The following is a 21,686-nucleotide window of genomic DNA, read 5'->3' on the forward strand; positions in this document are numbered from 1 at the left end:
TTATTGCCATTCTTTAGGAATAAACATGCTAGAAATATTGTGCAAAATGACTTTACTATGATTGCTTAGCGAGCTAGTGTCTATTTTTTCTTGCGATTCAACCCAAAGATTGTGAATGCGCTTTTTAGACTTACTTATAGCGCCACTTTTACTATAAATATCAATGATTCTTTTAACATCATCTTCGTTTCGGCTTTTAGAAGTGTATGCGTTTATTAAGAAGAGATTATCTTCGGGAGTGCAAAGTTCTAATGCGTCTGCTAGAAGAACAGCGCGTTTTCCTTCCCGAATATCTCCTCCGATTGGCTTACCTGTGTGAGCAGAATCCGAAACAATATCTAAAAGATCGTCTGCAAGTTGGAATGCGATTCCTAAAGGATCTCCAATTTGATTCGCTAAGCTTATTGCGTAGTCTTTTTGCATTCCAGCAGCCAAAAATCCTATAGCAAGAGGTGCAATAGTTGTGTAGCTTGCAGTTTTCCACCTAAAAACGTTTATAGAAGATTCTGCAAGTTTTTGTGGATTATCTAGGCTCATCATTTCGATTGAAAGGTCTAGAATTTGGCCAATTCCAACGTTTTTTTGCATGTTTGTAAACTCGTATAAAACCTCATTAGGATTTTGCAAGTTTTCGCACGCTTTTCTAGTTATGTCGAAGCTTTGAGACGCTAGAATATCTCCAAGCATTAATCCAAGCCCAGTTCCAATATGACTATTGTTTGTGGATTTAGATAGCGCACAATATGCGCTTGGTTTTCCTCGTCTTAAAGCGGATTCGTCGATTATGTCGTCGTGAACAAGTGCTGCTGTTTGAAATACTTCTAGAGCACAAGCAACGTCTAGCATTGCGTTTTTTGAGTTTTTGTAAGAATCGTCACTTTGCGTAGCTGAGTAGCTCTCTTTTGCTGCATCAAAAGCATATAATGCGAATAAAGCTCTAAGTCGTTTCCCGCCTTCGCTAGACAAAATGGCCTGGGAAACAACGTTTTTAAGTGTTTTATGGCAATTAGAAATAAGATTTTTGCAAGCTAAAGAATCAAATTGACTATAAATTAATTCGCTTATACGCGTATCGATGCATGACTTTTGCGAATCTAAACTCATATCTACGAGTTATCCACATGCCTTAGACATTGCAGAAGTGAGTATTTTCTAAGACTTTTCTAGTGTTTTCTAGGATTTTTCTATGATTTATAGCCTTTAACCACATTGCTTAGTTTTTATTGCGTTATCGCTTTTGCAATGCAAAACTCTTATTTACAAAGCTAAAAGAAGCCACAAAATCAATACTGCAAATAGCAAATAACAAATAGCAAATAACAAATAACAAATAACAAATAACAAATAACAAGCAATAAACAAACAGGGGAGGAATTATGAAAACAATAAAAAACGAGTCTAAAGGCTGCGAAATCAGCGAGACACAATTTTTTGAAGACAAAGATCATGAATATTCAACTTTTAAAGAGATGACGAATATTTATGCTGCAAGTATGATTTGTAACAAATCCGAAGACTATTTTGCTGTGAGCTATGCTTCTGGAAAAACAATAGAAAAAGTGGATCTTAATCATCTTCCAAAAGAGTGTATAGCAGTTTTAGACATTCCTAAAGATTATGTTAACAATCATCATGATTACAACGATAATTGGATTGAAAATCTTAGATCTTTAGCTCCAGAATTTTTTGAAAAGTATATTGATTACATAAACAGAGATTTAGATGTTAAATGTAAGCAAGAAGTATTCTCAGCTTTTGATATTTTTGTAAATCAATCAATACGCAACTGGAATAATATGATTTGCAAAAAAGAAGGAAACATTGTAGGTTACGACCTTATAATGCTGCCGATTGCAATGTTTGACAATATTAACGTTCGAGACACTTTGCTTGTGGCTTTACTGGACTCTAAAGAAGAGTACTACAATATCGACTCGTTGCTTACTCTAGCTTTAGAGCCTAGAACAAAAGAAATATCTAAAGATTTAAGACGTTTTCTAGAAGAAAAATTTAACGAAGATCACGAGCTTCCAGATATTTGTAAAGCGTTAGACGTTGTAAATCTACTAAAGGCTATGGCTTGTGTTGTAGATGGAATACCAGAATTAAAAGTGCAAGTTTACGCTTTAATGTGCTATATAAGTTGGTGGTTTAGGCTAGGTGATGTTGAAAAATATGTTGAAATGGCGTTAGATATAGACCCTGATTGTTCAATGGTTAGAATAGTAGATAACGCATATAGGAATCATGTAGAGCCAGCGTGGTGTAGAAAATTCGCCACGCCGCAAGAAGAAAGTAATAAAGAATCGTCCTTAGAAGATGATTAACTTCTTAATGAAAAGTTGCCCTTGCCATAACTATGCCTTTATGGTATAGTAGAGTGCCTTTAGGGTATAGCAAAATTAAATACCCTATTTTGGCGGATTACTTTGTGTTAGCGGGGAATCTACAGGAGGAAAAGTTTGGCGAGCGAAAATAAAGCAAGTGTCGATTCCAAGACGAGCAAAGAAGAAAAACAAGACTTTAAGATTGATGAAGACGTTGATGCTCAAGACGTTGATGCTAATGTTGATGCGCCAATGGATCCAGACGAAGATCACATGGATTTAGAAGATTTTGATGACATTCACGATGATCTTGATGTAGACGATGTAGACAACTTGGACGATGTTGACGATATCAATTTAGATGATATTGCCGAAGATGAAGATAGCGAAGATAGCGAAGAAAATAAGCCAGAAGCTCCGCAAGTTCCTCAAGCAAAAGGCGCTTTTATTGTTCGAGATGACGACGATGACGATAATCTTACGCCTTCTGGAAACCCAAAGCGCCGCGTAATCGCAACTGGCGCTACAGCAGACCCTGTTAAAGACTACTTGAAGCAGATTGGCCGCGTGAGCTTGCTTAATGCTGAGCAGGAAGTTGATTTGTCGGAGCGAATTGAGGCTGGCTTATATGCTCAACATTTGCTCGACACACAAATCGACCAAATGGAGTTTAAGCGCAAGCGCGAGCTTAAGTGGGCTGCAGCAGACGGTAAGAAAGCCAAAGATCATCTTCTAGAAGCAAACTTGAGACTTGTTGTTTCGCTTGCTAAAAGGTACACAGGCAGGGGCATGCTTTTCCTTGATTTAATTCAGGAAGGTAATCTCGGTTTAATTCGTGCAGTAGAAAAGTTTGATTGGAAGAAGGGCTTTAAGTTCTCAACATACGCAACTTGGTGGATTCGCCAGGCGATTACGCGTGCTATGGCAGATCAGGCTCGTACAATTCGAGTTCCAGTGCACATGGTGGAAGTTATTAATAAGCTTTCTAGAGTTCAGCGCCAAATGCTTCAAGACTTGGGTCGCGAGCCTACGCCAGACGAGCTTGCGCGCGAGCTTGATATGCCTGTAGAAAAGGTGCAAGAAGTGCAAAAGTATGGTCGTGAGCCTATTTCTTTGCACACTCCTTTGGGCGAAGATGGCGATTCCGAGTTTGGTGATTTGATTGAAGATACCGATGCAATTGCACCTTCGGATGCAGTAGCATTCTCGCTTCTTCAAGAGCAATTTAAGCAAGTTTTGGAAACTCTAGCTCCTCGGGAGGCTGGCGTTATTAAAATGCGATACGGTTTGGAAGATGGCCAGCCTAAGACTTTGGACGATATTGGTCGCGTGTATGGCGTTACTCGCGAACGCATTCGTCAAATCGAGTCTAAAACAATGTCTAAGTTGCGTCATCCTTCTAGGTCGCAAACCTTGCGTGACTTCTTAGATCAGTGATTTGCTATTAGATACGCTCTAGTAGCTTTAATTGTTGTTGTATAAGGAGTAAAAGTGGCTTCTCTTAAAGAGCAAGAGCAATATGATGCAGATAGTTTGACCGTGCTAGAAGGCTTGGACGCTGTTCGCAAGCGCCCAGGCATGTATATTGGCACTACCGACAGTCAAGGCTTAATGCATTGCCTTTGGGAGATTATTGATAATGCGGTTGATGAGGCTTTAGCTGGTGCTTGCAATCATATTATTGTTACTCTTCACAACGATGGTTCTATTGAAGTTGCGGATAACGGTCGCGGTATTCCAGTAGACGTGGAGCCAAAAACAAAGCTTACAGGCGTTGAAGTTGTTTTAACTAAGCTTCATGCTGGAGCAAAGTTTGGTAACGCTTCATACAACGCTGCTGGCGGTTTGCACGGCGTTGGATCTTCTGTTGTAAACGCGTTGAGCTTGAGATTAGACGTAGAAGTAGATAGAGATGGAAAAACGCATCACATGGCTTTTCATCAGGGGCATCCTGGTGTTTATAGCGATGCAGATCCAGAAAATCCGTCTCCAGCTTCTCCGTTCAAGCGCACGCGTAAGAACAAGCCTACTGAGCTTGAGATTATTGGCACAGTTTCGCCGAAAACTACTGGTACTCGAGTTCGATATTGGGCGGATCCTGAGATTTTTAATTCAACAGCTCGCTTTAGTTATGAGCAGTTGATTGACAGAGTTCGTCAAACGAGCTTTTTGGTTCCAGGCTTGCGAATTACTGTTATTGACGAGCATGTGCCAGAAGGCGAATTTAGCGATATTCAAGAAGTTGACAGTAGTTCTAGCGATGATGCGAATATTGATGCGAATATTGATGCGAATGCTAGCGATTTAACAGATGATTTGACGTTTAAGGATGAATCGCAAGCAACCGAAGATAGTGAATCTAATGAGATAAATCAAACTGAATCGGAGTCAGAAGAAGCTGAATCAGATTACGAATCGGAAGCTGAATCGGAAGCTGAATCGGAAGCTGAATCAGATAGCGAAATCGATAGCGAAATCGAAGAATCCACCGAGCAATCTGTTGCAAATAGTGAGTCTGCTAGAGAATTGCAAAATAATCATCATCCTAGAGTTGTTGAATTTTTGCACAATGGTGGAGTAAAAGATTTTGTTGACTTTCTTTCAAAAGGTCAAGCAATCTCCGATATTTGGCGAATTACAGGCCAAGACACTTACTTGGAAGAAACGCAAGCTGTTGATGCTGCAGGAGATTTGCATGCTCAACAAGTAACGCGTAAATGCGCTGTAGACATTGCAATGCGCTGGGTAAACGGCTACGATTCAACGATTGTTAGCTTTGTGAACGTTGTTGAAACTCCTGGCGGAGGTATGCATGTTGACGGATTCTTGCAAGGATTGACTAAGCAAATCCGCAAGGCTGTTGAAGACAATGCTAGAAAACTTAAAGTAAATCTTAAAGATTCAAACACTAAGATTGAGCGAGACGATATTCTAGCTGGAATGGTTGCTGTTGTAACAGTTCGCATAGCAGAGCCTCAATTCCAGGGTCAAACTAAAGATGTTCTTGGAACTGCTCAAGTTAAGCCAATCGTTACAAAAATGACGGATGCTCAATTCGGCGAGATGATTAGTGGGTCTAAGCGAGGATTCAAAGAGCAGTCTGCTAGAGTTTTAGAGAAAATTGTTTCCGAGATGCATGCGCGTATTCAAGCGCGTAAAACTAAGGAAGTTACTCGCAGAAAGAATGCGCTTGAGTCTGCTTCTATGCCGCCGAAGCTTTCTGATTGCCAGCCTGGAAACGACGATGTTGCAGAGCTTTTCATCGTGGAGGGCGATTCTGCACTCGGTACTGCAAAAGCTGCAAGAAACTCTGCTTTCCAGGCGCTTTTGCCAATTCGCGGTAAGATTTTGAACGTTCAAAAAGCAAGTCTTGCGCAAATGCTTTCCAACAAAGAGTGCGCTGCAATCATTCAAGTTGTTGGAGCAGGATCGGGCGCAAGTTTTGATATTTCGCAAGCGCGTTATAACAAGATTGTTATGATGACCGATGCAGATGTTGACGGCGCGCACATTCGTATTTTGTTGCTAACGCTGTTCTACCGTTATATGCGTCCGCTTATTGAGCACGGGCACGTTTATGCTGCAGTGCCTCCGCTTCACAGGATTGCGCTCGCTGGGAAGCACAAAGGCGAGTATATTTACACGTATTCCGACGACGAATTGGCTGGAAAGCTTGATGACTTGCAAGCTAAGGGCATTGATTTTAACAGCGATATTCAGCGCTACAAGGGCTTGGGCGAGATGGATGCAGATCAGCTTGCAGACACCACTATGGACCCTAGAACTCGCATGTTAAGAAGGATTCGTATGGAAGATGCTCAGCAGGCGAGCGAAGTATTTGATTTGCTAATGGGCGATGACGTTCCTCCGCGCAAGCAGTTTATTGTTGATAATGCAGACGACTTCGATCGTTCCAAAATTGATACCTGATTTTGTTTTACTTGTGCGTTAAGTTACTTAATTTGTAATTTTCTTCGCATTGCATGATGTGTATGACAAATTTTGAATTGTAATTACATTATGACATTTAGTTAAGTTATAATGATTTTATGATATAATTGCGAATGCAGGTTTGCTTCAATAGTGGAAGTGAGTCTGGGATTTTGCATTTACTGATTTTCTTAAAATTTGTTTTATAAGAGGGAAAAATGAACAAGAAAACTGTGATTTTATTATCGACTACGATGATGAGTATTGCTACTGCGGCTTGCGCTTTTTGCATGGCGCAGACCGCGAATGCTGCTGATACTTACGTGGATTCTGGCACTTCCACTGCAAAAGTTACTACCCCCCCCCAATTGAAAATACTTCTTCTCAAGAAACCAATTCTTCTGAGACAAATGGCATAAAGTCTTCTGATCCTTCTGATTCTTCTGATAAAGATAATATAAAACCTGAAACGAATTCGAAACCAAATTCTAATACAAAAACTGAATCCAAGCTTGAAACTAAGAGTAGCGTAAAGTCTGATGCAAAGTCTGATGTCAAGCTTGATACAAAGACTAATGTAAACACTGTCGTTAAGACTACTGCTAAATCTAATGTAGATTCTGTTGAAAATACTGATGCAAAAGCTGAATCAAACATTGATTCAAAGTCTAAAGTTAATGAAAACTCAGTTTCTCCAACAATTTTTAATCAAGCGCTTTTTGCTAGTAGTAAGCCAGGTCCTAATAATACAAATCCTCAAACACAAACAACTGAGCTTAAGGTTAGTCTTGTATTTGAAACCATGAACAGTGATAATAAAAATGCATTGATTAATGGTAATAGCGATTTTGGTCAACTGAATTTTGTGAATTGGCCTGGTCCCGACTTAGACAAAACTGGAAAAGATGTAAAGGATGCGTTTAAGAATATCAAGTTTAAGATAAAGGACAAAACCACTAATACGGAAGTAACGGTTGCTGGTGAGTATCCCGACACGGCAACGTTTGCAACAAAAAGCTTGGGTAGCTATGATTCAAGTCATACTTACGAAGTGTCAGTGGTAGGCAAAACAATCCAAAGCCCGTATTATGTGACATACAATGGTGTTGTAGACAATGAACTAAAATCGTTTGAAGCTGGTGCCACAAGTTTTACATGGACTCCATCTAAAGTGTCTGATAAAAAGTCTCAAAACAAATATTTCCGTATTAACGCCTTGGAAATTGTTTATGCCAAGGATGAGTCTGTGGCAGACAAGTGCTTCTCGTATGAGCAGCCAAAAAAGGATGATGGAAGCTATCGATCAGATGGTAACTGGAATTTCAAGTATAACGATAACAATATTTTTGCGCGTCTTCGTGTAAAAGATAATGCTATTCAATTCCCGACAACTAATCCTACGAAACCAGGTTACGAGTTTGTTGGTTGGCAGTTCTATGTTGCAAAGAAAAAACTTAAAAACGGTAGTGTTCGACCATATTTTTCATATGATCGTGTGGATGATCAGCCAATGGATAATTTGGAGGTTGCGTATTTACCATTCAATGCTAAGACTACAACATATCCATACTTATTTGCGCTGATAAGAGATAACAAGGGCGTTAATACGTTTGGTAGTATGCTCGGTACGCAATATTGCTTTACAAATCACACTTTCGTTGTGTTCCCTAAGTGGAAAAAAGAAGCTGGTTATACAGTTACTTTTATGAATGAGGGCAGTGAGTATGAGAAAGTAAAAGTGCAAGCTGGTGAGTCTATTAGTGCTCAGTCTATGCCTACTGATCCTTCTAAAACGGGTTATAAATTTAGAGGTTGGAGCACGGACGAAACCGGTAAAGATAAAACCAAGGAATTTAGTGCTGACACACCAGTAACAGGCGATATGACAGTTTATGCTATTTATGATTTGAATGCGACTGTTATGAATGTTGCTCCAACGCTTACTTTGCAAGATAAAACGATTACTGAAGGTGAGCAGCTTGATTTAAATACACTTGTTGTGTCTGCTAAAGATCCGGAAGATGGTGATATAACCGGTAAAGTAAAGCTAACTGATGACGGTGGTTTTGATAATACTAAAGTTGGCTCCTATAAGATTACGTTTAGCGTAACGGATAATGGTGGCGCTACTGCAACAGCAGCTGCCACAGTGACCGTTACTAAGAAGCCAACGCCACCGACCCCACCAACGCCACCAGAGCCAGAGCCAGAGCCAGTTCCTGTTCCTGAGCCTGAGCCTGGGCATGAACTTGAGCCAGCGCCAGCTCCTTCGCAGCCAGAGCAGCCGGAGCATCCGAAACAGCAAAAGCAGCCTGAAGCTAAGCATGCTGCCAAGCATCTTCCACAAACTGGCTCTTCGTTGTCTATGACTCTAAATGCTCTGTTTGCGTCTTTGTTTGCTGGCTTTGGTTTGTCTCTATTCAAGTCTCACAGCAAGTATTAAACGCAAATATCGCATATAATCGCGTATAAACGCGTATAAGAATTAAAAAATATTGGAATAAGGCTTCTGAGTAAATGTTTTATAACATAAAGTCAGAAGCCTTATTTTATATGCGATTTTTGATGTAAACTGTATTAAAGGTTTGTTTTAAGAATTATTACTTTGTAAGTCAGTGTTCTATTGTGCTTTATCTTAAAAAGGAGGGTTTATGATTGGCAATAAGCAAGAAGTCTTTGACAAAGATAAGCTTGATTTTGCAATATTTTGTATTGAAAATGTTGCAAATAAGCTTAATCAAAACCCTCGCGATACGTATGATGCTTTGACTAAGAAAAGTAATATTCTTATGTCTTATATTGTTCCATCTTATGATGTTTTACATACTCAAGGCAAAGAGTATATTACAAATGACATTATTTCCTTCATGCGCGAAAAAGGTGTAGCAAGTTTAGGGGAGTGATGGATTTTGAAGGCGAATCCTATTTTGTTGCAAAAGAAGTATGCTAGGGTTGTAAGTCTTCTGGCTGAGCGTGCTGGGTTGAGTTATGAGCAATCGCTCGACGTGTTTTACCATTCTGTTACTTACGATTTGATGCGTAATGGTATTTCGGATATGCATTGTATGAGCGACGGATATTTGGTTCAAGATTTGCTTGATGAGATGCGCGAGTCTAGTGAAGTTTCTGCTTTAAAGAACTGTGCAGAGTAGCTGTCTACAGAGAAAGCACAACTTTAGCATCCATCGAAACAATTGCATAAATGGCGTAACTACACAACGTAATTACACAACGTAACTAACCAATATGCGCAATAGGGGAGACTAGCTCGGTTCCCGAAGCATCCCTTCGCATATCTGGCTTAGGTAGCTCTACATTTGCTCCACGTTGTGTAGTCGCGTAAAGCGGATAGTTTCCAACGTATGCTGCCAAAAGTGTATTTTGCCCCTTAAGGAATCGCTGCGATCGCACGCCTCCCGTGCCTCTGCCCTTTGTAGGGTACATTTCTAGCGGTGTAATCTTTGCTGCTCCGTTTTCTGTTCCAGCAAGCGCGTCGCTGTCTCCAGCAAGAGTGAAAACTACGCTTCCAGAAGCAGAAAATAGTCCGTTTTGCCCTTCTTCGTAGTTCCATTCAACGTCATTTTTAGCAACTACAGCAAAAGCAGAAACAACGCATCCTTCGTTAAGCCTAATTCCTGCCATTCCAGCAGAGCTTCGTCCTTGTGCGCGCACTTGCTTTGCGTCGAATGTAAGTAGGGAAGAGTCGCTGCTTATAAACACAAGCCTGTCTTCGTCATTAGCAAGTGCTGCTCCGATTACTGAATCATTATCTTTTAAGTCAATAATGCTCCAGGAATCCATTGTTGTTGGCGATTCAAAATTCCATCGTTTTACAACGCCATTATTTGTTCCGATTGCAAGAGGAGTTTTAGAAGATGTAGGAGTTTTAGAATCATCGCTTAATGCAATAGCAGCTACGACTTTTTCTCCTCTAATCGGGTCTGTGCTTTGAGTAGAAGTTAGCAATTCGTTTGCTTTAACTCCATTAGAAAGCGATTCTAAAACGTCTTCGTTTCCTTGATTTAAGTGTGGTAAATCTGCAACATGCGCTATTACTAATCGCCCTGCGGATGTTATTAAAGCGTAGTTTGCGCGAGTTGTTGTTTCAAACACGCTTAAGCATGGAGTGTCAAAAACATTTGAAGAATGTGATTGCCATCTATTAAACGTTTCAACGCTTGTTCTTGCTATAAGTCCAGACGTGCTCAAAGCTACAGCGCACGGATCGTCGCTTAATTGCAAAGCTATTGCAGAAGCATCGCTGCTCCCAGACTTTTTGGCGGCCAGAGCAGCTGCTGCAACGTCTGCTTGAGTGCTTGTAATCTTATTCGCTGCAATAACTGCATCCATTGCTAAATCATTGTTTGCAACTTTAGTGTTTTTAGTGCAAACAGGCGTAAAGCTGCCGTCTTCTTGCTCGTCTAAAAGAATCGTTCTGCGAGGAGTATCCCACTGTTTTACAGCGTAATCCATTTCTGCAATTACAACTTTGTCTAACTGATTTGCAGAGCTTAGAATCTCATTAAGTTCATCGATTTTTTGCAATAAGTCGTTTTTTTCGCCTTCTAGCTCGATTCGACTCATTTTTGTAAGTCTTCTAAGCCTTAAGTCAAGAATGTATTGCGCTTGAATTTCGTCTAAATCAAATACGCTAATAAGCTTTGATTTAGCGGTTTCTGCATCTTCGGAAGACCTAATTACTTGAATTACTTCGTCAATGTCTAGCATTGCAAGAAGCAAGCCTTCTACAAGGTGCAAACGCTCTTTGGCTTTATTTAGCCTAAATTCGCTGCGTCTTCTAATAACGGTTCTTCTGTGCGAAATCCACACGTCTAGAAGCTCGCGAAGACCCATTGTGTGCGGCCTGCCGTCTACTAGTGCAACGTTGTTAATTGTAAAGCTTTCTTGCAGCGGAGTGTGCTTAAAAAGTTGCGCAAGAACAGCGTTTGGGTCGAATCCTGTTTTTATTTCGATTACGATTCGCGTTCCATTGTGCCTATCTGTTAAGTCGATTGCTCCAGATATTCCGTCTAGTTTGCGCGCTTTTATACCTTGAGATATGCGTTCGAGCACGCGCTCTGGGCCAACCATAAATGGCAATTCTGTAACAATAATCGCCTTTTTGCGTGCTGTAACGTTTTCAATATGCGTTTTTGATCTTGTTGTAAAAGCGCCTCTTCCAGTTTCGTACGCTTCGCGGATTCCGCTGCGTCCAATAATTATGCCGCCGCCTGGCCAGTCTGGGCCTGGAACTATTTGCATTAAATCGTCTAGAGTAGCATTTGGGTGCTTCATAACGTATTTTGCTGCAGCAACAACCTCTCCAAGATTGTGAGTAGCCATGTTTGTAGCCATTCCAACTGCGATTCCAGAAGCTCCGTTTACAAGCAAGTTTGGTATAGCAGAAGGCAAAACTGTTGGCTCTTTTAGCTTATTGTCGTAGTTTGGCGCAAAGTCAACAGTGTCTTCGTTTATATCTGCATTCATTCCAAGCGCTGCTGGAGCTAGTCGCGCTTCTGTGTACCTGGATGCTGCAGGGCCGTCGTCTAAGGAACCAAAGTTTCCATGACCGTCAACCAAGGGGAGTCTAAGAGAAAACGGCTGAGCTAAACGCACCATTGCTTCGTAGATTGCGGAATCTCCGTGCGGATGCAGCTTTCCCATAACTTCGCCTACAACGCGAGCAGACTTCATATACGCGTGATCTGGCGTAAGATTCATGTTTCCCATTTGGTACACGATTCTGCGCTGTACTGGCTTCATTCCGTCTCTTGCGTCTGGCAATGCGCGCGCGTAAATCACAGAGTATGCGTATTCCAGAAAAGATTTGCTCATCTCTTCGTTAAGCGGCGTTTCAACAATGTTTTCTTTAACCTTTCTAGGGTCGAAGGCTGGTTTTGTTGACTTGCTGCGTGAAGGCATGATTTTGAACTCCTTGAAGTGACTTACAAGCCTTTATAATACCAATTTATATGCACAAATGTTTATTAAATGCTTATTTTTTCTTGTGATTTTAGTGGTGATTTTTCTTTTGATTTTAGCTTGACTTTCTTGTATTCTTTTTTGCGTTATTTCTTGCGTTCTTTCTTGCGATTTGAATCTAACTTTAGCGCTAACTCGATTTTCACTTTATATGTAGTATTTTTTAACTACAATGTAGCTTATGACTATTGAGATTCCACAATTGGATGACTTGTTGAAGTTTGTTGAAAGTAGCAAAATTCGTGACGCATACAATAATCCTAAATCTGCTCTTCATCTATCTTCGATTCTTCCAGCTCTTAGTGCTTCTATAGGATCGCCAATTTGCACACAAATCCATAAAAATCCTGATTCTTTGCGAGATTTATTTGGGTTTCCTAAAGCAAAAAGTGCTGTTGTTGTGCTTGTGGATGGTCTTGGATATTGGAATCTTGCTATTAGAAAAGGTCATGCTCCATATTTGCGCACTCTTCTTAACAACAGCGCAAATCAGCGCCCTATAACAACTTGCGTTCCTAGTACTACAGTTGCAGCAATGGCCACTTTTGGCACTGGAACTTGCCCTGGTCTTACTGCAATGACAGGATACACTCAAAAAAATCCTAAAACTGGCGCATTATGTCAATTAATCCAATTTAGGGATGCTCCAAATCCATTAGATTTGCAACGTCAGCCTACAATATTTGAGTCGCTTTCTAGCTTGGGTGTTAGAGCAAATCACGTAAGTCTTTCAAAATTTGAGGATTCTCCTTTAACTCAAGCAGCTTTTAGGGGAGCTAAATTTATAAGCGGAACAACTGCTAGAGCGCGAATTATGAACGCTGCAAACAGCACTAAAACGCCTGGTTTAACGTATTTGTATCTTAGAGATATAGACAAAATCGGTCACAATTATGGTTGGAAATCCGAGAATTGGGTTTCTACTTTTGAGCAGATTGATTCGCAGCTAAATCTTTTAAGAAAAAATTGCCAAAAAGGCACTCTAATCGTTATTACTGCAGACCATGGAATGATTGAGTCCAATCCAGATTTGAAAATAGATATTGCAAAAGATAGTCGTCTTACTAAAGGCGTTAAGCTTGTTGGGGGAGAGCCTAGGTCTGTTATGCTTTACGCGGAAGATGGCGAAAGTCCAGAAGACATTGCGTTAAGGTGGACTAATGCTTTGCAAGATAAAGCGTGTGTTAGAACTAAAGAGCAAGCTGTTAAAGATGGCGTTTTTGGAGAGGTCAGCTCGCTTGCGTTAAGTGTTATTGGAGATGTTCTTGTTCAAGCAAAATCATCTGTAACAATCGTTGATTCTAGAATCGAAACAGAAAAAGCCATGAACTTGCCGAGTGTTCATGGCTCTATGAGCGCAATGGAAATGGATATTCCGTGCTTAGTTGATATAGCTTAATTTATGCCAAATCATCCTTCGCCAAAAAGAATCTCATCCCAGCTAGGAACAGCTGCGCGGCTGCTCTTTTTGGCTTTAGAATGCTCATTTGTGCGCGCTTTAGTAGACTTTTGCGTTTGCGTAGACTTTGGTGTTTCTATCGAAACAGTTTTGTCTGCTTGAACATGATTGTCTTTTTGATTTTCTTGTTCTTCTTTTGCTTCTTCGTTGCGCGATTCACTATTAGAGCTATAGCTAGAGTTATTGCTAAAAAGCGTATTTGTATTGTTGCTATCTTTGCTCGAATCGGAATTGGATGAGTTTGCTATATTCGATGCGATTTCTACGGCATTTATACTGTTAGATACAGCATTTGCATCCACTTGGTTCTCGCTATTTGCAACTAGAGTACTTAGATTATTGTTTTGCTCGTAGCTTTGCAAAGAATCTAAAGAACTTGTATTATTTTGGTCTAGTGATTTATTCGCATTATTCGCATTGTATTGTTCTTGTGCGTTTTGTGCGTTTTGGTCTTGCTCGTTATTTGCATTTTGCGCTTGCATTGTAACATTTGCAACATTTGCAAGGTTCTCACTATTCCTTGATTCCCATTGAGAAACAGCGCGCTCTATTCTTGCAGAACGAATTGAGTTTCCTGGAAGATCTTCGTTTGCAAACGGGAAGCTAATGCTTACAGTGTCTCTATAAGTTCCGCCAAATTGTGACTTTTTAGAAGAATCATTATTCATAACTTCTTCGCCAAGCAATAACCTTGCAGAAGGATTTGCGCAAGCAACGGAGTTATCGTGCATGTTCCAAGTCCACTCGGCTTTTATTGTGCGAGTAGCGGTATTGAATTCTGCTGTTATAAGCCATGGTTCAAGGCCGCGTCTTGTAGCGCGCCACTTTACTGTTTCCATTCCAATATGCGCTTTTGCAAGAGTGCGTTCAATCAAATCCGAAAGAGTTCGCATATTGCTTTGCTTAGGTGCTGGAACAGTCAAGAATTGTTCAATAGCATATTGCTTTTCGGTTTCTACTCCGCTTGAGAATCGTCTAACTTGAGATTCGCTTACGTTGTATCGTTTTGCAACATGTTCTGGTTCTAATCCAGCGCGTATTAAAGCTTGAATTTGAGATATAGGCAGTGTTGCTGTAGTTGCGCTTGGCGAATCGTCCGACTTGTCAGTCGAATTAACTGTATTTTGATTACGTCCATCAACATTTGTTAGTTTTTTCGACTCGGCGATTGCGCGCTCCAGCGTGTCGTCAACATGAATTTTTAACGGCGTGTTTTCAAAAATAAAAATTAAATCGCCATTATTATCCACATGATCGAAACTCGCCTCTTTTGGCGGATTTTCAAGCATTGCGCACCACTTTCCTCGCTTTTAACGATACTTATAACATACTTTAGTCCATAGTATGCCTTCTTTGCCATTTTCTATTAATAAAAAAGCGAGTATTCTATGCGGGGTAGCTTTCATGTATGCTATGCGCGTAGGTAGATTTAGACTAATTGCTATAAATAGTGCTAATCGCTATAAATAAAGTAGAAAAGTAGTTTTAAGCAATAAGTAATCTTAAAAACGAAAGGACCATAATGGCACAGGATTATGATTCTCCTCGTAGTAAAGACGAAGACGAGGAGTCGTTGGAAGCATTGAGCAAAGGCTCTCAAAGTTCCGCAAACGATATAGACGATGACGAAAACGCTATTGCAGAAGATTACGAGTTGCCAGGCGCAGATCTTAGCAACGAAGATGCATCTGTTACAGTAATACCAATGCAAGGTGATGAGTTCATTTGCTCCGAGTGCTTCCTTGTAAAGCACAGAAGTCAGCTCGCTCAAATGTCTCAAGATGGTCAACCGATTTGTAAGGAGTGCGCAGCTTAATGGCTTACGATGATACCTATACGGGCCCAGAGCAGGTGGAAGTTCTTATTAAATATTTGAACGATGGAACAGATAGCCAGGCTGCAATGGAGCATCTTTCTTACGCTCATGCGGGAGATGCTGGAGCGGATTTGCGAACTACGCAAGACGTTACCTTGCGTCCTTTTGAGCGCGCTCTAGTGCCGACTGGCGTTGCAATCGCCTTGCCTGCTGGATATGTGGCTTTGGTTCATCCGCGTTCCGGTTTAGCTGTAAAACAGGGTGTTACTGTTCTTAATGCTCCAGGAACGATTGATGCTGGGTATCGCGGAGAGATTAAGGTTCCATTAATCAATATGGATCCAGAAAATACTGTGCAGTTTAATCGTGGAGATCGCATAGCTCAGCTTGTTATTCAACGCTATGTTGAAGCTAGATTTGTTGAAGCAAGTCAGCTTCCAGGCTCCGATAGATCCACTAAAGGATTTGGCTCTACTGGCGTGCAATGAGGTGACATTCAATGGGAGAATCTCAAGAAGATATTAAAGGCGCTAATATGCTCGGGTGTGAAATTAGCGAAGATATGCGAGACCCATTGCGTCCTATATTGCAAATGTGCAAGTGGCATCATCCCGATGAAAACATGGATATTTTGCATAAGGCGTACAAAAGAGCCGTAAAGCAGCATACTGGTCAAAGGCGTAAATCGGGAGAGCCGTACATTATTCACCCGCTTGCTGTAGCTCAAATTTTAGCTGATCTTGGAATGGGACCTATTGTTGTTGCTGCAGGATTATTGCACGACACTGTAGAAGACACAGATTACACGCTAGAAGAATGCAGAGCAGACTTTGGAGACACGGTTGCTGGCCTTGTAGATGGCGTTACAAAAATATCCAATATGGAGTACGGCGAAAGCGCTCAAGCAGAAACAATTCGCAAAATGGTTGTTGCAATGAGCCGAGATGTGCGAGTGTTAGTAGTAAAGCTTGCAGATCGATTGCATAATGCGCGTACGTGGAGGTACGTTAAGGCGTCTAGCTCGCATAAAAAAGCTCGAGAAACTCTAGACGTTTACGCTCCTCTTGCAAATCGACTCGGTATGAATGCCATTAAAACAGAGCTTGAAGAGCTAAGTTTTAAGGTTTTATACCCTAAGATTTACAACGAAATCGTAGTGTTAGTGGCTCGAAGAGCTGGCCAGCGAGAAGTCTATTTACGTCAAATTCTAGAAGAAATCAACGAAGATTTAAGTGCGCAACATGTTAAGGCTTCGGTTAAAGGGCGACCAAAAGATTACTTCTCAATCTATCAAAAGATGATTGTTCGCGGTCATGATTTTGAAAATATCTATGACCTCGTAGGCGTTAGAATAATCGTTGATTCTATTCGAGACTGTTATGCGGCTCTTGGCGCTGTTCACGCGCGTTGGAGCCCTGTTCCAGGCAGATTTAAGGACTACATTGCTACTCCTAAGCTAAATATGTATCAAAGCTTGCACACTACTGTTGTAGGCCCTGGCGGAAAGCCTGTTGAGATTCAAATTCGCACATGGGATATGCATAGACGTGCAGAATTTGGTATTGCTGCTCACTGGAAGTACAAGGCAAATGGACAAGCTGGTCGAGCTTTAAGTAAGCCAGATAAGGGTGATGTTAAGCGCGAGCAAGAAGAGAACAAAGAGCTTAGCGAATTAGATAACTTAAAGTGGATTCAGCAACTTGCAGATTGGACTAGCGAAACGCCAGATTCCGACGAATTCTTGGGTTCCTTAAAGCAAGATCTTGGAGCTTCGGAAGTCTACGTGTTTACTCCAAAGGGAAGTATTGTTGCTCTTCCGCAAGATGCAACGCCAGTTGACTTTGCTTATTCTGTGCATACGGAAGTTGGACACAGAATGATGGGCGCTCGCGTAAATGGAAAGCTTGTTCCGCTAGATACAAAGCTTAACAACGGAGACACTGTAGAAGTTCTTACGTCTAAGTCCGATACTGCTGGCCCTTCTAGAGATTGGCTCAGTTTTGTAAAAAGCCCTAGAGCTAGAAATAAGATTAGGCAATGGTTTAGCAAGGAACGTCGCTCGGAGGCGATTGAAGAAGGCAAAGACGAGCTTACGCGCGCTATGCGTAAACGTAACTTGCCTTTGTCTACTTTGCTGACTCCGCAAGCGTTAATAGGCGTTGCAGAAGAGCTTAATATTACTGCTAATGTAGAAGCCGTTTATGCTGCGATTGGCGAAGGTCAGGTTTCTACACAAAATGTTATTTCTCGTCTTGTTAAAGATGCGGGAAGTGAAGAAGTAGCAGAAGAAGCGCAAGAAGAGGCGCTTCCGCTTAGAAGAGCAGAGCGTAATCGCAAGTCTAACGGCGTTCTTGGCGTTTCTGTAAAGGGTGTTGGAGACGTTTGGGTTAAGCTTGCGCGCTGTTGCATGCCTGTTCCAGGAGATAATATTGTTGGCTTTATAACAAGAAATCAGGGTGTTTCTGTTCATAGAACAGATTGCCAAAATATGATTGATTTGCAAAAGTCGCAATCGGAACGTGTTATTCCTGTTCAATGGACAAGCGACAAAGGCTTGTTCCTTGTTAAAGTTCAAGTAGAAGCTTTGGATCGTCAGCATTTGCTTTCGGATGTTACTAGAGTTCTTTCAGATCATGGCGTAAATATTCTTTCGGGAACGATTGCTACTGGAGACGATCGCGTTGCTACAAGCCAATTTACGTTTGAAATGGCAGATCCTCAGCATTTGAATACTCTTCTTGCTGCAATTCGTAAGATTGATGGCGTTTTTGACGTTTATAGAATTACGGGTGCAAAAGATAGTGCGGAACCGCGACTTAGAAAAATGGAACGCGATTAAACTGCGATTAAATCGCAACTAAACAGTAACTAAACAATAAAACTTCCAGTCAAATAATCCTTTGGCTGGAAGTTTTATTATTGCAATTTTTATACTATTTTTGCTTTATTTTAACTAATGTTTTTACTTAATAACATCAATAGATATAATTCCAACTGGCTCTAGTGGAGCATCGGACCTATCTGTTGGAACAGATTCAAGCTTATCTACAACAGCTTTAGACTCATCGTCCACAACTTCTCCAAAAATCGTGTGATGACCATCAAGCCAAGGAGTTGGAACAGTTGTTATAAAGAATTGAGATCCATTCGTGCCATGCAAGCGGCCATCGCGTCCGCGTTGCTTTCCAGCATTTGCCATCGCGAGCAAATATGGCTTATCGAACTTTAGAGATGGGTCAATCTCGTCGTCAAATTCGTAGCCAGGACCGCCCATTCCGTTTCCAAGAGGGCATCCGCCTTGAATCATAAAATCTTTAATAATACGGTGGAAAGTTAAGCCATTGTAGAAAGGCTCATTAGACTTTTCGCCGCTAAAAGGATCAGTCCACTCTTTTTCGCCAGTTGCCAAGTCAACGAAATTTTTTACTGTAATAGGCGCTTTATCGTCAAAAAGATTAATCTTTATATCGCCTTCAGACGTATGCATATTAATAAGTGTCATATTGCGATTCTCCCATACATTAAAGACTGTTCACTGTTTATTTTGATTAATATTAGCGCTCGTGATGGTTGATTTTGTTGGATATTAAATCTCCAATGCTTTGCACTAATTGCACAAGCAAAATGCACAAAATTACTGCTGCGCTCATAACGTCGTATTGGTAGCGTTGGTACCCGTAGCGAATCGCAATATCTCCAAGTCCTCCTGCGCCAACTGTTCCAGCCATTGCGGAGAATCCAAAAAGCGTAATAAAAGTCAATGCTGCTCCGCGAATTAGCGAAGGTAAACTTTCAAAAAGCAATACTTTGAACACGATTTGTGTGTTGCTTGCTCCAAAACTTTGAGCAGCTTCTATAAGACTTCCGTCAACTTCTGCCAAAGATTGTTCAACAATTCGCGCTACGAATGGTGCAGCTGTTATAACAAGCGGAACAATTGCTCCTGGAACACCTAAAGATGTTCCAACAATAAGCCTTGTAAGTGGGATTATAGCAACAAGCAAAATTATAAACGGAATAGATCGCACAAAGTTTACAATGCTTCCTAAAACAGTGTTAAGCAGCGCGTTTTTGCAAATTCCTTGCTTTGCGCTTGTTATAAGAAGAACTCCTATTGGAAGTCCTATTATGTATGCAAATAATGTAGATATTGAAGTCATAACAATTGTGTCTTTTGTGCCTTCAATAATTAGTTCTCCATATTCGTCTATAAATTGTGAAATATTTTCTGTCATTTTATTTCACCTCGCTGTTTTCGTTGCTGTTGCTGATGTTTTTGCTGTTATCTCTATGATTTTCAACATTTTCGTTTGCAATAAGTGTTTTTAGAATATTGCTTTGCGTATTCTTGAAAAGCGTTGAAGTATCGCCGATTTCTACGATTTTTCCACTATCAATCATTGCAACTCTATCGCAAATATTGCGCGCAACTGCAAGAGAGTGAGTAATAATAACCAATGTAACGTTAAGATCTCGGTTAATTCTTCTAAGCAAATCAAGTATTTGCGCAGTAGTTGTTGAATCCAATGCGCTTGTAGCTTCGTCACAAATCATAATCGAAGGATTGTTAGCAAGCGCTCGCGCAATAGCAACACGTTGCTGCTGGCCGCCAGAAAGCTGAATAGGGTAGCGGTTTGCTAAATCTTTTAAGCCAACTAAGTCAAGCAAATATTTTGCTCGTTCTTCTCGTTCGTTTTTATTCGTGTGGTTTAGTTCCAAAGGAAAAGTCACATTTTGCAATACAGTTCGCTGCTGGAAAAGACTAAAGTTTTGGAAAATCATGCCAATATTTGACCTGATATTAGATAAATCGCGATTTTTAGCGTATGTAATATCTTTTCCGTCTATTACAACTTTTCCGCTCGTAGGTCTTTCTAGAAGGTTTATGCATCGAACTAGCGAAGACTTTCCAGCTCCCGAAGAACCTAAAATTCCAAAGACTTCTCCCGATTCAATAGTCAAATTAATGTCTGTAAGCGCTTCGTGTTTAGTTTTGCCGCTTGAATAAGTCTTATAAAGATGTTCAATCTGAATCATTTTTCCACCGATTGTAGAACGAATTGTAAAACGAATTATAAAACAAATATGAGGCACGTGCCTCTAGTTTTTTTAGAGGCACATGTCTCTTTTTTTTTATTTGCGATTAAACGCTGTAATCACGTTAAAACACTGGAAGAACAGCGCCGTTGTAGTTTTTCTTTATAAAATCACGAACTTCATCTGTTTTTAACGCTTTTACAAGAGCCTTGATTTTAGCAAGTTTTTCGGAGCCCTTCTTAACAGCAATAATGTTTTCGTATGTCTTAGCGGCTACGCCTCCAACTTTTTCGCTTGTAAGAGGATCTTTAGTTGGGTTAAATCCAGCTTGAATAGCGTAGTTTCCGTTTAGAGCAGCTAAATCAACGTCTTTAACGACTGTTGGAACCAAAGAGGCGTCTATTTCCTTAAACTTTAGATTCTTTGGATTAGAAACAATATCCTTCTTGGTTGAGTTAACATCCTTTGGATTCTTTAGCTTAAGAAGACCTGCGTCTTGCAAAAGAAGAAGTGCGCGAGCTTCGTTGGTTGGATCGCTAGGAACAGCAACTGTTGCGCCATCTTTTAAGTCCTTAATTGTTTTAGTCTTTCCTGGGTAAAGTCCAAATGGCTCAAAGTGGATTCCAGCAATAGAAATAATATGCGTTCCTCTTTCTTTATTAAAGTTATCTAAGTATGGCAAATGCTGATGGTAGTTTGCGTCTGCTTCGCCTTCTTCTACAGCAGTATTTGGCTGAACGTAATCAGTAAATTCCTTAACAACCAACTTATAGCCCTGCTTTTGCAAAATCGGCTTAACTACTTTATTCAAAATATCGCTGTGAGGAGTTGGGGAAGCTGCAACCTTAATCACCTTATCGTCTTTAGTTGCTCCATTTGCAGAAGATCCGCATGCGCTTAGCGAAAGACCCAAAATCGCAGTTAGTGCTGTAAAAGCTGCAATAATCTTTGTGTTCTTCTTTGTGATTTTCATGTTTTTCCCCTTGTCCTTTAATGTTTTTTGTTCGTTGATTATTTTGTTTCTTAGCAACGGAATATCAATATATGCGATTTTGCAGCCTCTTCGCTACCTATTTTCTATTTGTATAATTTATGACGAGTTAGTAATACTAATAAAATCAATAAGATAATCAAC

At 40.6% G+C, this 21,686-nt stretch carries 16 protein-coding genes and 1 pseudogene; 10 read left to right on the forward strand and 7 right to left on the reverse strand.

Annotated elements, in window-relative coordinates; translation table 11 throughout:
- Complete coding sequence (locus HXT30_RS01880) at positions 1 to 1,104, reverse strand: polyprenyl synthetase family protein (protein ID WP_422111713.1); 1,104 nt, start codon at positions 1,102 to 1,104, stop codon at positions 1 to 3.
- 272 nt (positions 1,105 to 1,376) lie between these two features.
- On the opposite strand from HXT30_RS01880, the gene HXT30_RS01885 reads away from it, so the two are divergent.
- From HXT30_RS01885 to HXT30_RS01910, 6 genes and pseudogenes are all read left to right on the forward strand, one after another.
- Positions 1,377 to 2,327, forward strand: coding sequence for a hypothetical protein (locus HXT30_RS01885; RefSeq protein ID WP_016635587.1), 951 nt, complete (start codon positions 1,377 to 1,379; stop codon positions 2,325 to 2,327).
- A 135-nt stretch (positions 2,328 to 2,462) separates the two neighbouring features.
- The gene (locus HXT30_RS01890; RefSeq protein WP_422111714.1) at positions 2,463 to 3,764 is read left to right on the forward strand and encodes an RNA polymerase sigma factor; all 1,302 of its coding nucleotides are present in this window, start codon (positions 2,463 to 2,465) and stop codon (positions 3,762 to 3,764) included.
- Between the two features lie 54 nt (positions 3,765 to 3,818).
- On the forward strand, positions 3,819 to 6,257 hold the full coding sequence (locus HXT30_RS01895) for a DNA gyrase/topoisomerase IV subunit B (RefSeq protein ID WP_422111715.1): 2,439 nt from the start codon (positions 3,819 to 3,821) through the stop codon (positions 6,255 to 6,257).
- A gap of 218 nt (positions 6,258 to 6,475) precedes the next feature.
- A pseudogene (locus HXT30_RS01900) lies at positions 6,476 to 8,700 on the forward strand (InlB B-repeat-containing protein).
- A gap of 208 nt (positions 8,701 to 8,908) precedes the next feature.
- Entirely contained in the window at positions 8,909 to 9,160 is a 252-nt protein-coding gene (locus HXT30_RS01905) for a DUF3791 domain-containing protein (RefSeq protein ID WP_048730336.1), read from the forward strand.
- A 6-nt stretch (positions 9,161 to 9,166) separates the two neighbouring features.
- Positions 9,167 to 9,409, forward strand: a complete 243-nt coding sequence (locus tag HXT30_RS01910; RefSeq protein ID WP_415701552.1) for a DUF3791 domain-containing protein — start codon at positions 9,167 to 9,169, stop codon at positions 9,407 to 9,409.
- A gap of 85 nt (positions 9,410 to 9,494) precedes the next feature.
- On the opposite strand, the gene HXT30_RS01915 is transcribed toward HXT30_RS01910, so the two are convergent.
- The gene (locus tag HXT30_RS01915) at positions 9,495 to 12,179 is read right to left on the reverse strand and encodes a DNA gyrase/topoisomerase IV subunit A (RefSeq protein WP_422111716.1); all 2,685 of its coding nucleotides are present in this window, start codon (positions 12,177 to 12,179) and stop codon (positions 9,495 to 9,497) included.
- 241 nt (positions 12,180 to 12,420) lie between these two features.
- Here HXT30_RS01915 and HXT30_RS01920 point away from each other — a divergent pair, with 241 nt between their 5' ends.
- Complete coding sequence (locus tag HXT30_RS01920; protein WP_422111717.1) at positions 12,421 to 13,638, forward strand: alkaline phosphatase family protein; 1,218 nt, start codon at positions 12,421 to 12,423, stop codon at positions 13,636 to 13,638.
- 11 nt (positions 13,639 to 13,649) lie between these two features.
- On the opposite strand, the gene sepH is transcribed toward HXT30_RS01920, so the two are convergent.
- Positions 13,650 to 14,987, reverse strand: a complete 1,338-nt coding sequence (sepH, locus tag HXT30_RS01925) for a septation protein SepH (RefSeq protein WP_422111718.1) — start codon at positions 14,985 to 14,987, stop codon at positions 13,650 to 13,652.
- A gap of 233 nt (positions 14,988 to 15,220) precedes the next feature.
- Between sepH and HXT30_RS01930 the strand changes: the two genes are divergently transcribed.
- Genes HXT30_RS01930 through HXT30_RS01940 form a run of 3 tightly spaced genes read left to right on the forward strand, consistent with a single transcriptional unit; the run spans position 15,221 to position 18,353 of the window.
- Positions 15,221 to 15,514, forward strand: coding sequence for a DUF4193 domain-containing protein (locus HXT30_RS01930; RefSeq protein WP_004574584.1), 294 nt, complete (start codon positions 15,221 to 15,223; stop codon positions 15,512 to 15,514).
- A complete protein-coding gene (gene dut / locus HXT30_RS01935) occupies positions 15,514 to 16,002 on the forward strand; it encodes a dUTP diphosphatase (protein ID WP_016635596.1) in 489 nt (162 codons plus the stop codon). Before HXT30_RS01930 ends, dut begins: the two co-directional genes overlap by 1 nt.
- A gap of 11 nt (positions 16,003 to 16,013) precedes the next feature.
- Positions 16,014 to 18,353 (forward strand): RelA/SpoT family protein, encoded by a 2,340-nt coding sequence (locus HXT30_RS01940; protein ID WP_016635597.1) that lies wholly within the window; start codon positions 16,014 to 16,016, stop codon positions 18,351 to 18,353.
- 123 nt (positions 18,354 to 18,476) lie between these two features.
- Here the strand turns inward: HXT30_RS01940 and HXT30_RS01945 are convergent, their stop codons facing one another.
- The 4 genes from HXT30_RS01945 to HXT30_RS01960 form a co-directional block, all read right to left on the reverse strand.
- Positions 18,477 to 19,016, reverse strand: coding sequence for a peptidylprolyl isomerase (locus HXT30_RS01945; protein WP_016635598.1), 540 nt, complete (start codon positions 19,014 to 19,016; stop codon positions 18,477 to 18,479).
- A gap of 52 nt (positions 19,017 to 19,068) precedes the next feature.
- On the reverse strand, positions 19,069 to 19,749 hold the full coding sequence (locus tag HXT30_RS01950; RefSeq protein WP_422111719.1) for a methionine ABC transporter permease: 681 nt from the start codon (positions 19,747 to 19,749) through the stop codon (positions 19,069 to 19,071).
- Position 19,750: 1 nt separating this feature from the next.
- Positions 19,751 to 20,551 carry a methionine ABC transporter ATP-binding protein gene (locus HXT30_RS01955; RefSeq protein ID WP_422111720.1) on the reverse strand — a complete coding sequence of 267 codons (801 nt, stop codon included), beginning with the start codon at positions 20,549 to 20,551 and terminating at the stop codon, positions 19,751 to 19,753.
- Between the two features lie 124 nt (positions 20,552 to 20,675).
- Positions 20,676 to 21,524 (reverse strand): MetQ/NlpA family ABC transporter substrate-binding protein, encoded by an 849-nt coding sequence (locus tag HXT30_RS01960; protein ID WP_016784798.1) that lies wholly within the window; start codon positions 21,522 to 21,524, stop codon positions 20,676 to 20,678.
- Between the last annotated feature and the right edge of the window lie 162 nt (positions 21,525 to 21,686).

This window comes from Gardnerella sp. DNF00571G (assembly GCF_049262695.1).
GTDB lineage: Bacteria > Actinomycetota > Actinomycetes > Actinomycetales > Bifidobacteriaceae > Bifidobacterium > Bifidobacterium piotii.

What these genes read in the sequence shown, in the direction of transcription:
- HXT30_RS01880 (WP_422111713.1), bottom strand. Translation starts at nt 1,104, where the DNA reads ATGAGTTTAGATTCGCAAAAGTCATGCATCGATACGCGTATAAGCGAA.
- HXT30_RS01885 (WP_016635587.1), top strand. Translation starts at nt 1,377, where the DNA reads ATGAAAACAATAAAAAACGAGTCTAAAGGCTGCGAAATCAGCGAGACA.
- HXT30_RS01905 (WP_048730336.1), top strand. Translation starts at nt 8,909, where the DNA reads ATGATTGGCAATAAGCAAGAAGTCTTTGACAAAGATAAGCTTGATTTT.
- HXT30_RS01915 (WP_422111716.1), bottom strand. Translation starts at nt 12,179, where the DNA reads ATGCCTTCACGCAGCAAGTCAACAAAACCAGCCTTCGACCCTAGAAAG.
- HXT30_RS01920 (WP_422111717.1), top strand. Translation starts at nt 12,421, where the DNA reads ATGACTATTGAGATTCCACAATTGGATGACTTGTTGAAGTTTGTTGAA.
- sepH (WP_422111718.1), bottom strand. Translation starts at nt 14,987, where the DNA reads ATGCTTGAAAATCCGCCAAAAGAGGCGAGTTTCGATCATGTGGATAAT.
- HXT30_RS01930 (WP_004574584.1), top strand. Translation starts at nt 15,221, where the DNA reads ATGGCACAGGATTATGATTCTCCTCGTAGTAAAGACGAAGACGAGGAG.
- dut (WP_016635596.1), top strand. Translation starts at nt 15,514, where the DNA reads ATGGCTTACGATGATACCTATACGGGCCCAGAGCAGGTGGAAGTTCTT.
- HXT30_RS01940 (WP_016635597.1), top strand. Translation starts at nt 16,014, where the DNA reads ATGGGAGAATCTCAAGAAGATATTAAAGGCGCTAATATGCTCGGGTGT.
- HXT30_RS01945 (WP_016635598.1), bottom strand. Translation starts at nt 19,016, where the DNA reads ATGACACTTATTAATATGCATACGTCTGAAGGCGATATAAAGATTAAT.
- HXT30_RS01950 (WP_422111719.1), bottom strand. Translation starts at nt 19,749, where the DNA reads ATGACAGAAAATATTTCACAATTTATAGACGAATATGGAGAACTAATT.
- HXT30_RS01955 (WP_422111720.1), bottom strand. Translation starts at nt 20,551, where the DNA reads ATGATTCAGATTGAACATCTTTATAAGACTTATTCAAGCGGCAAAACT.
- HXT30_RS01960 (WP_016784798.1), bottom strand. Translation starts at nt 21,524, where the DNA reads ATGAAAATCACAAAGAAGAACACAAAGATTATTGCAGCTTTTACAGCA.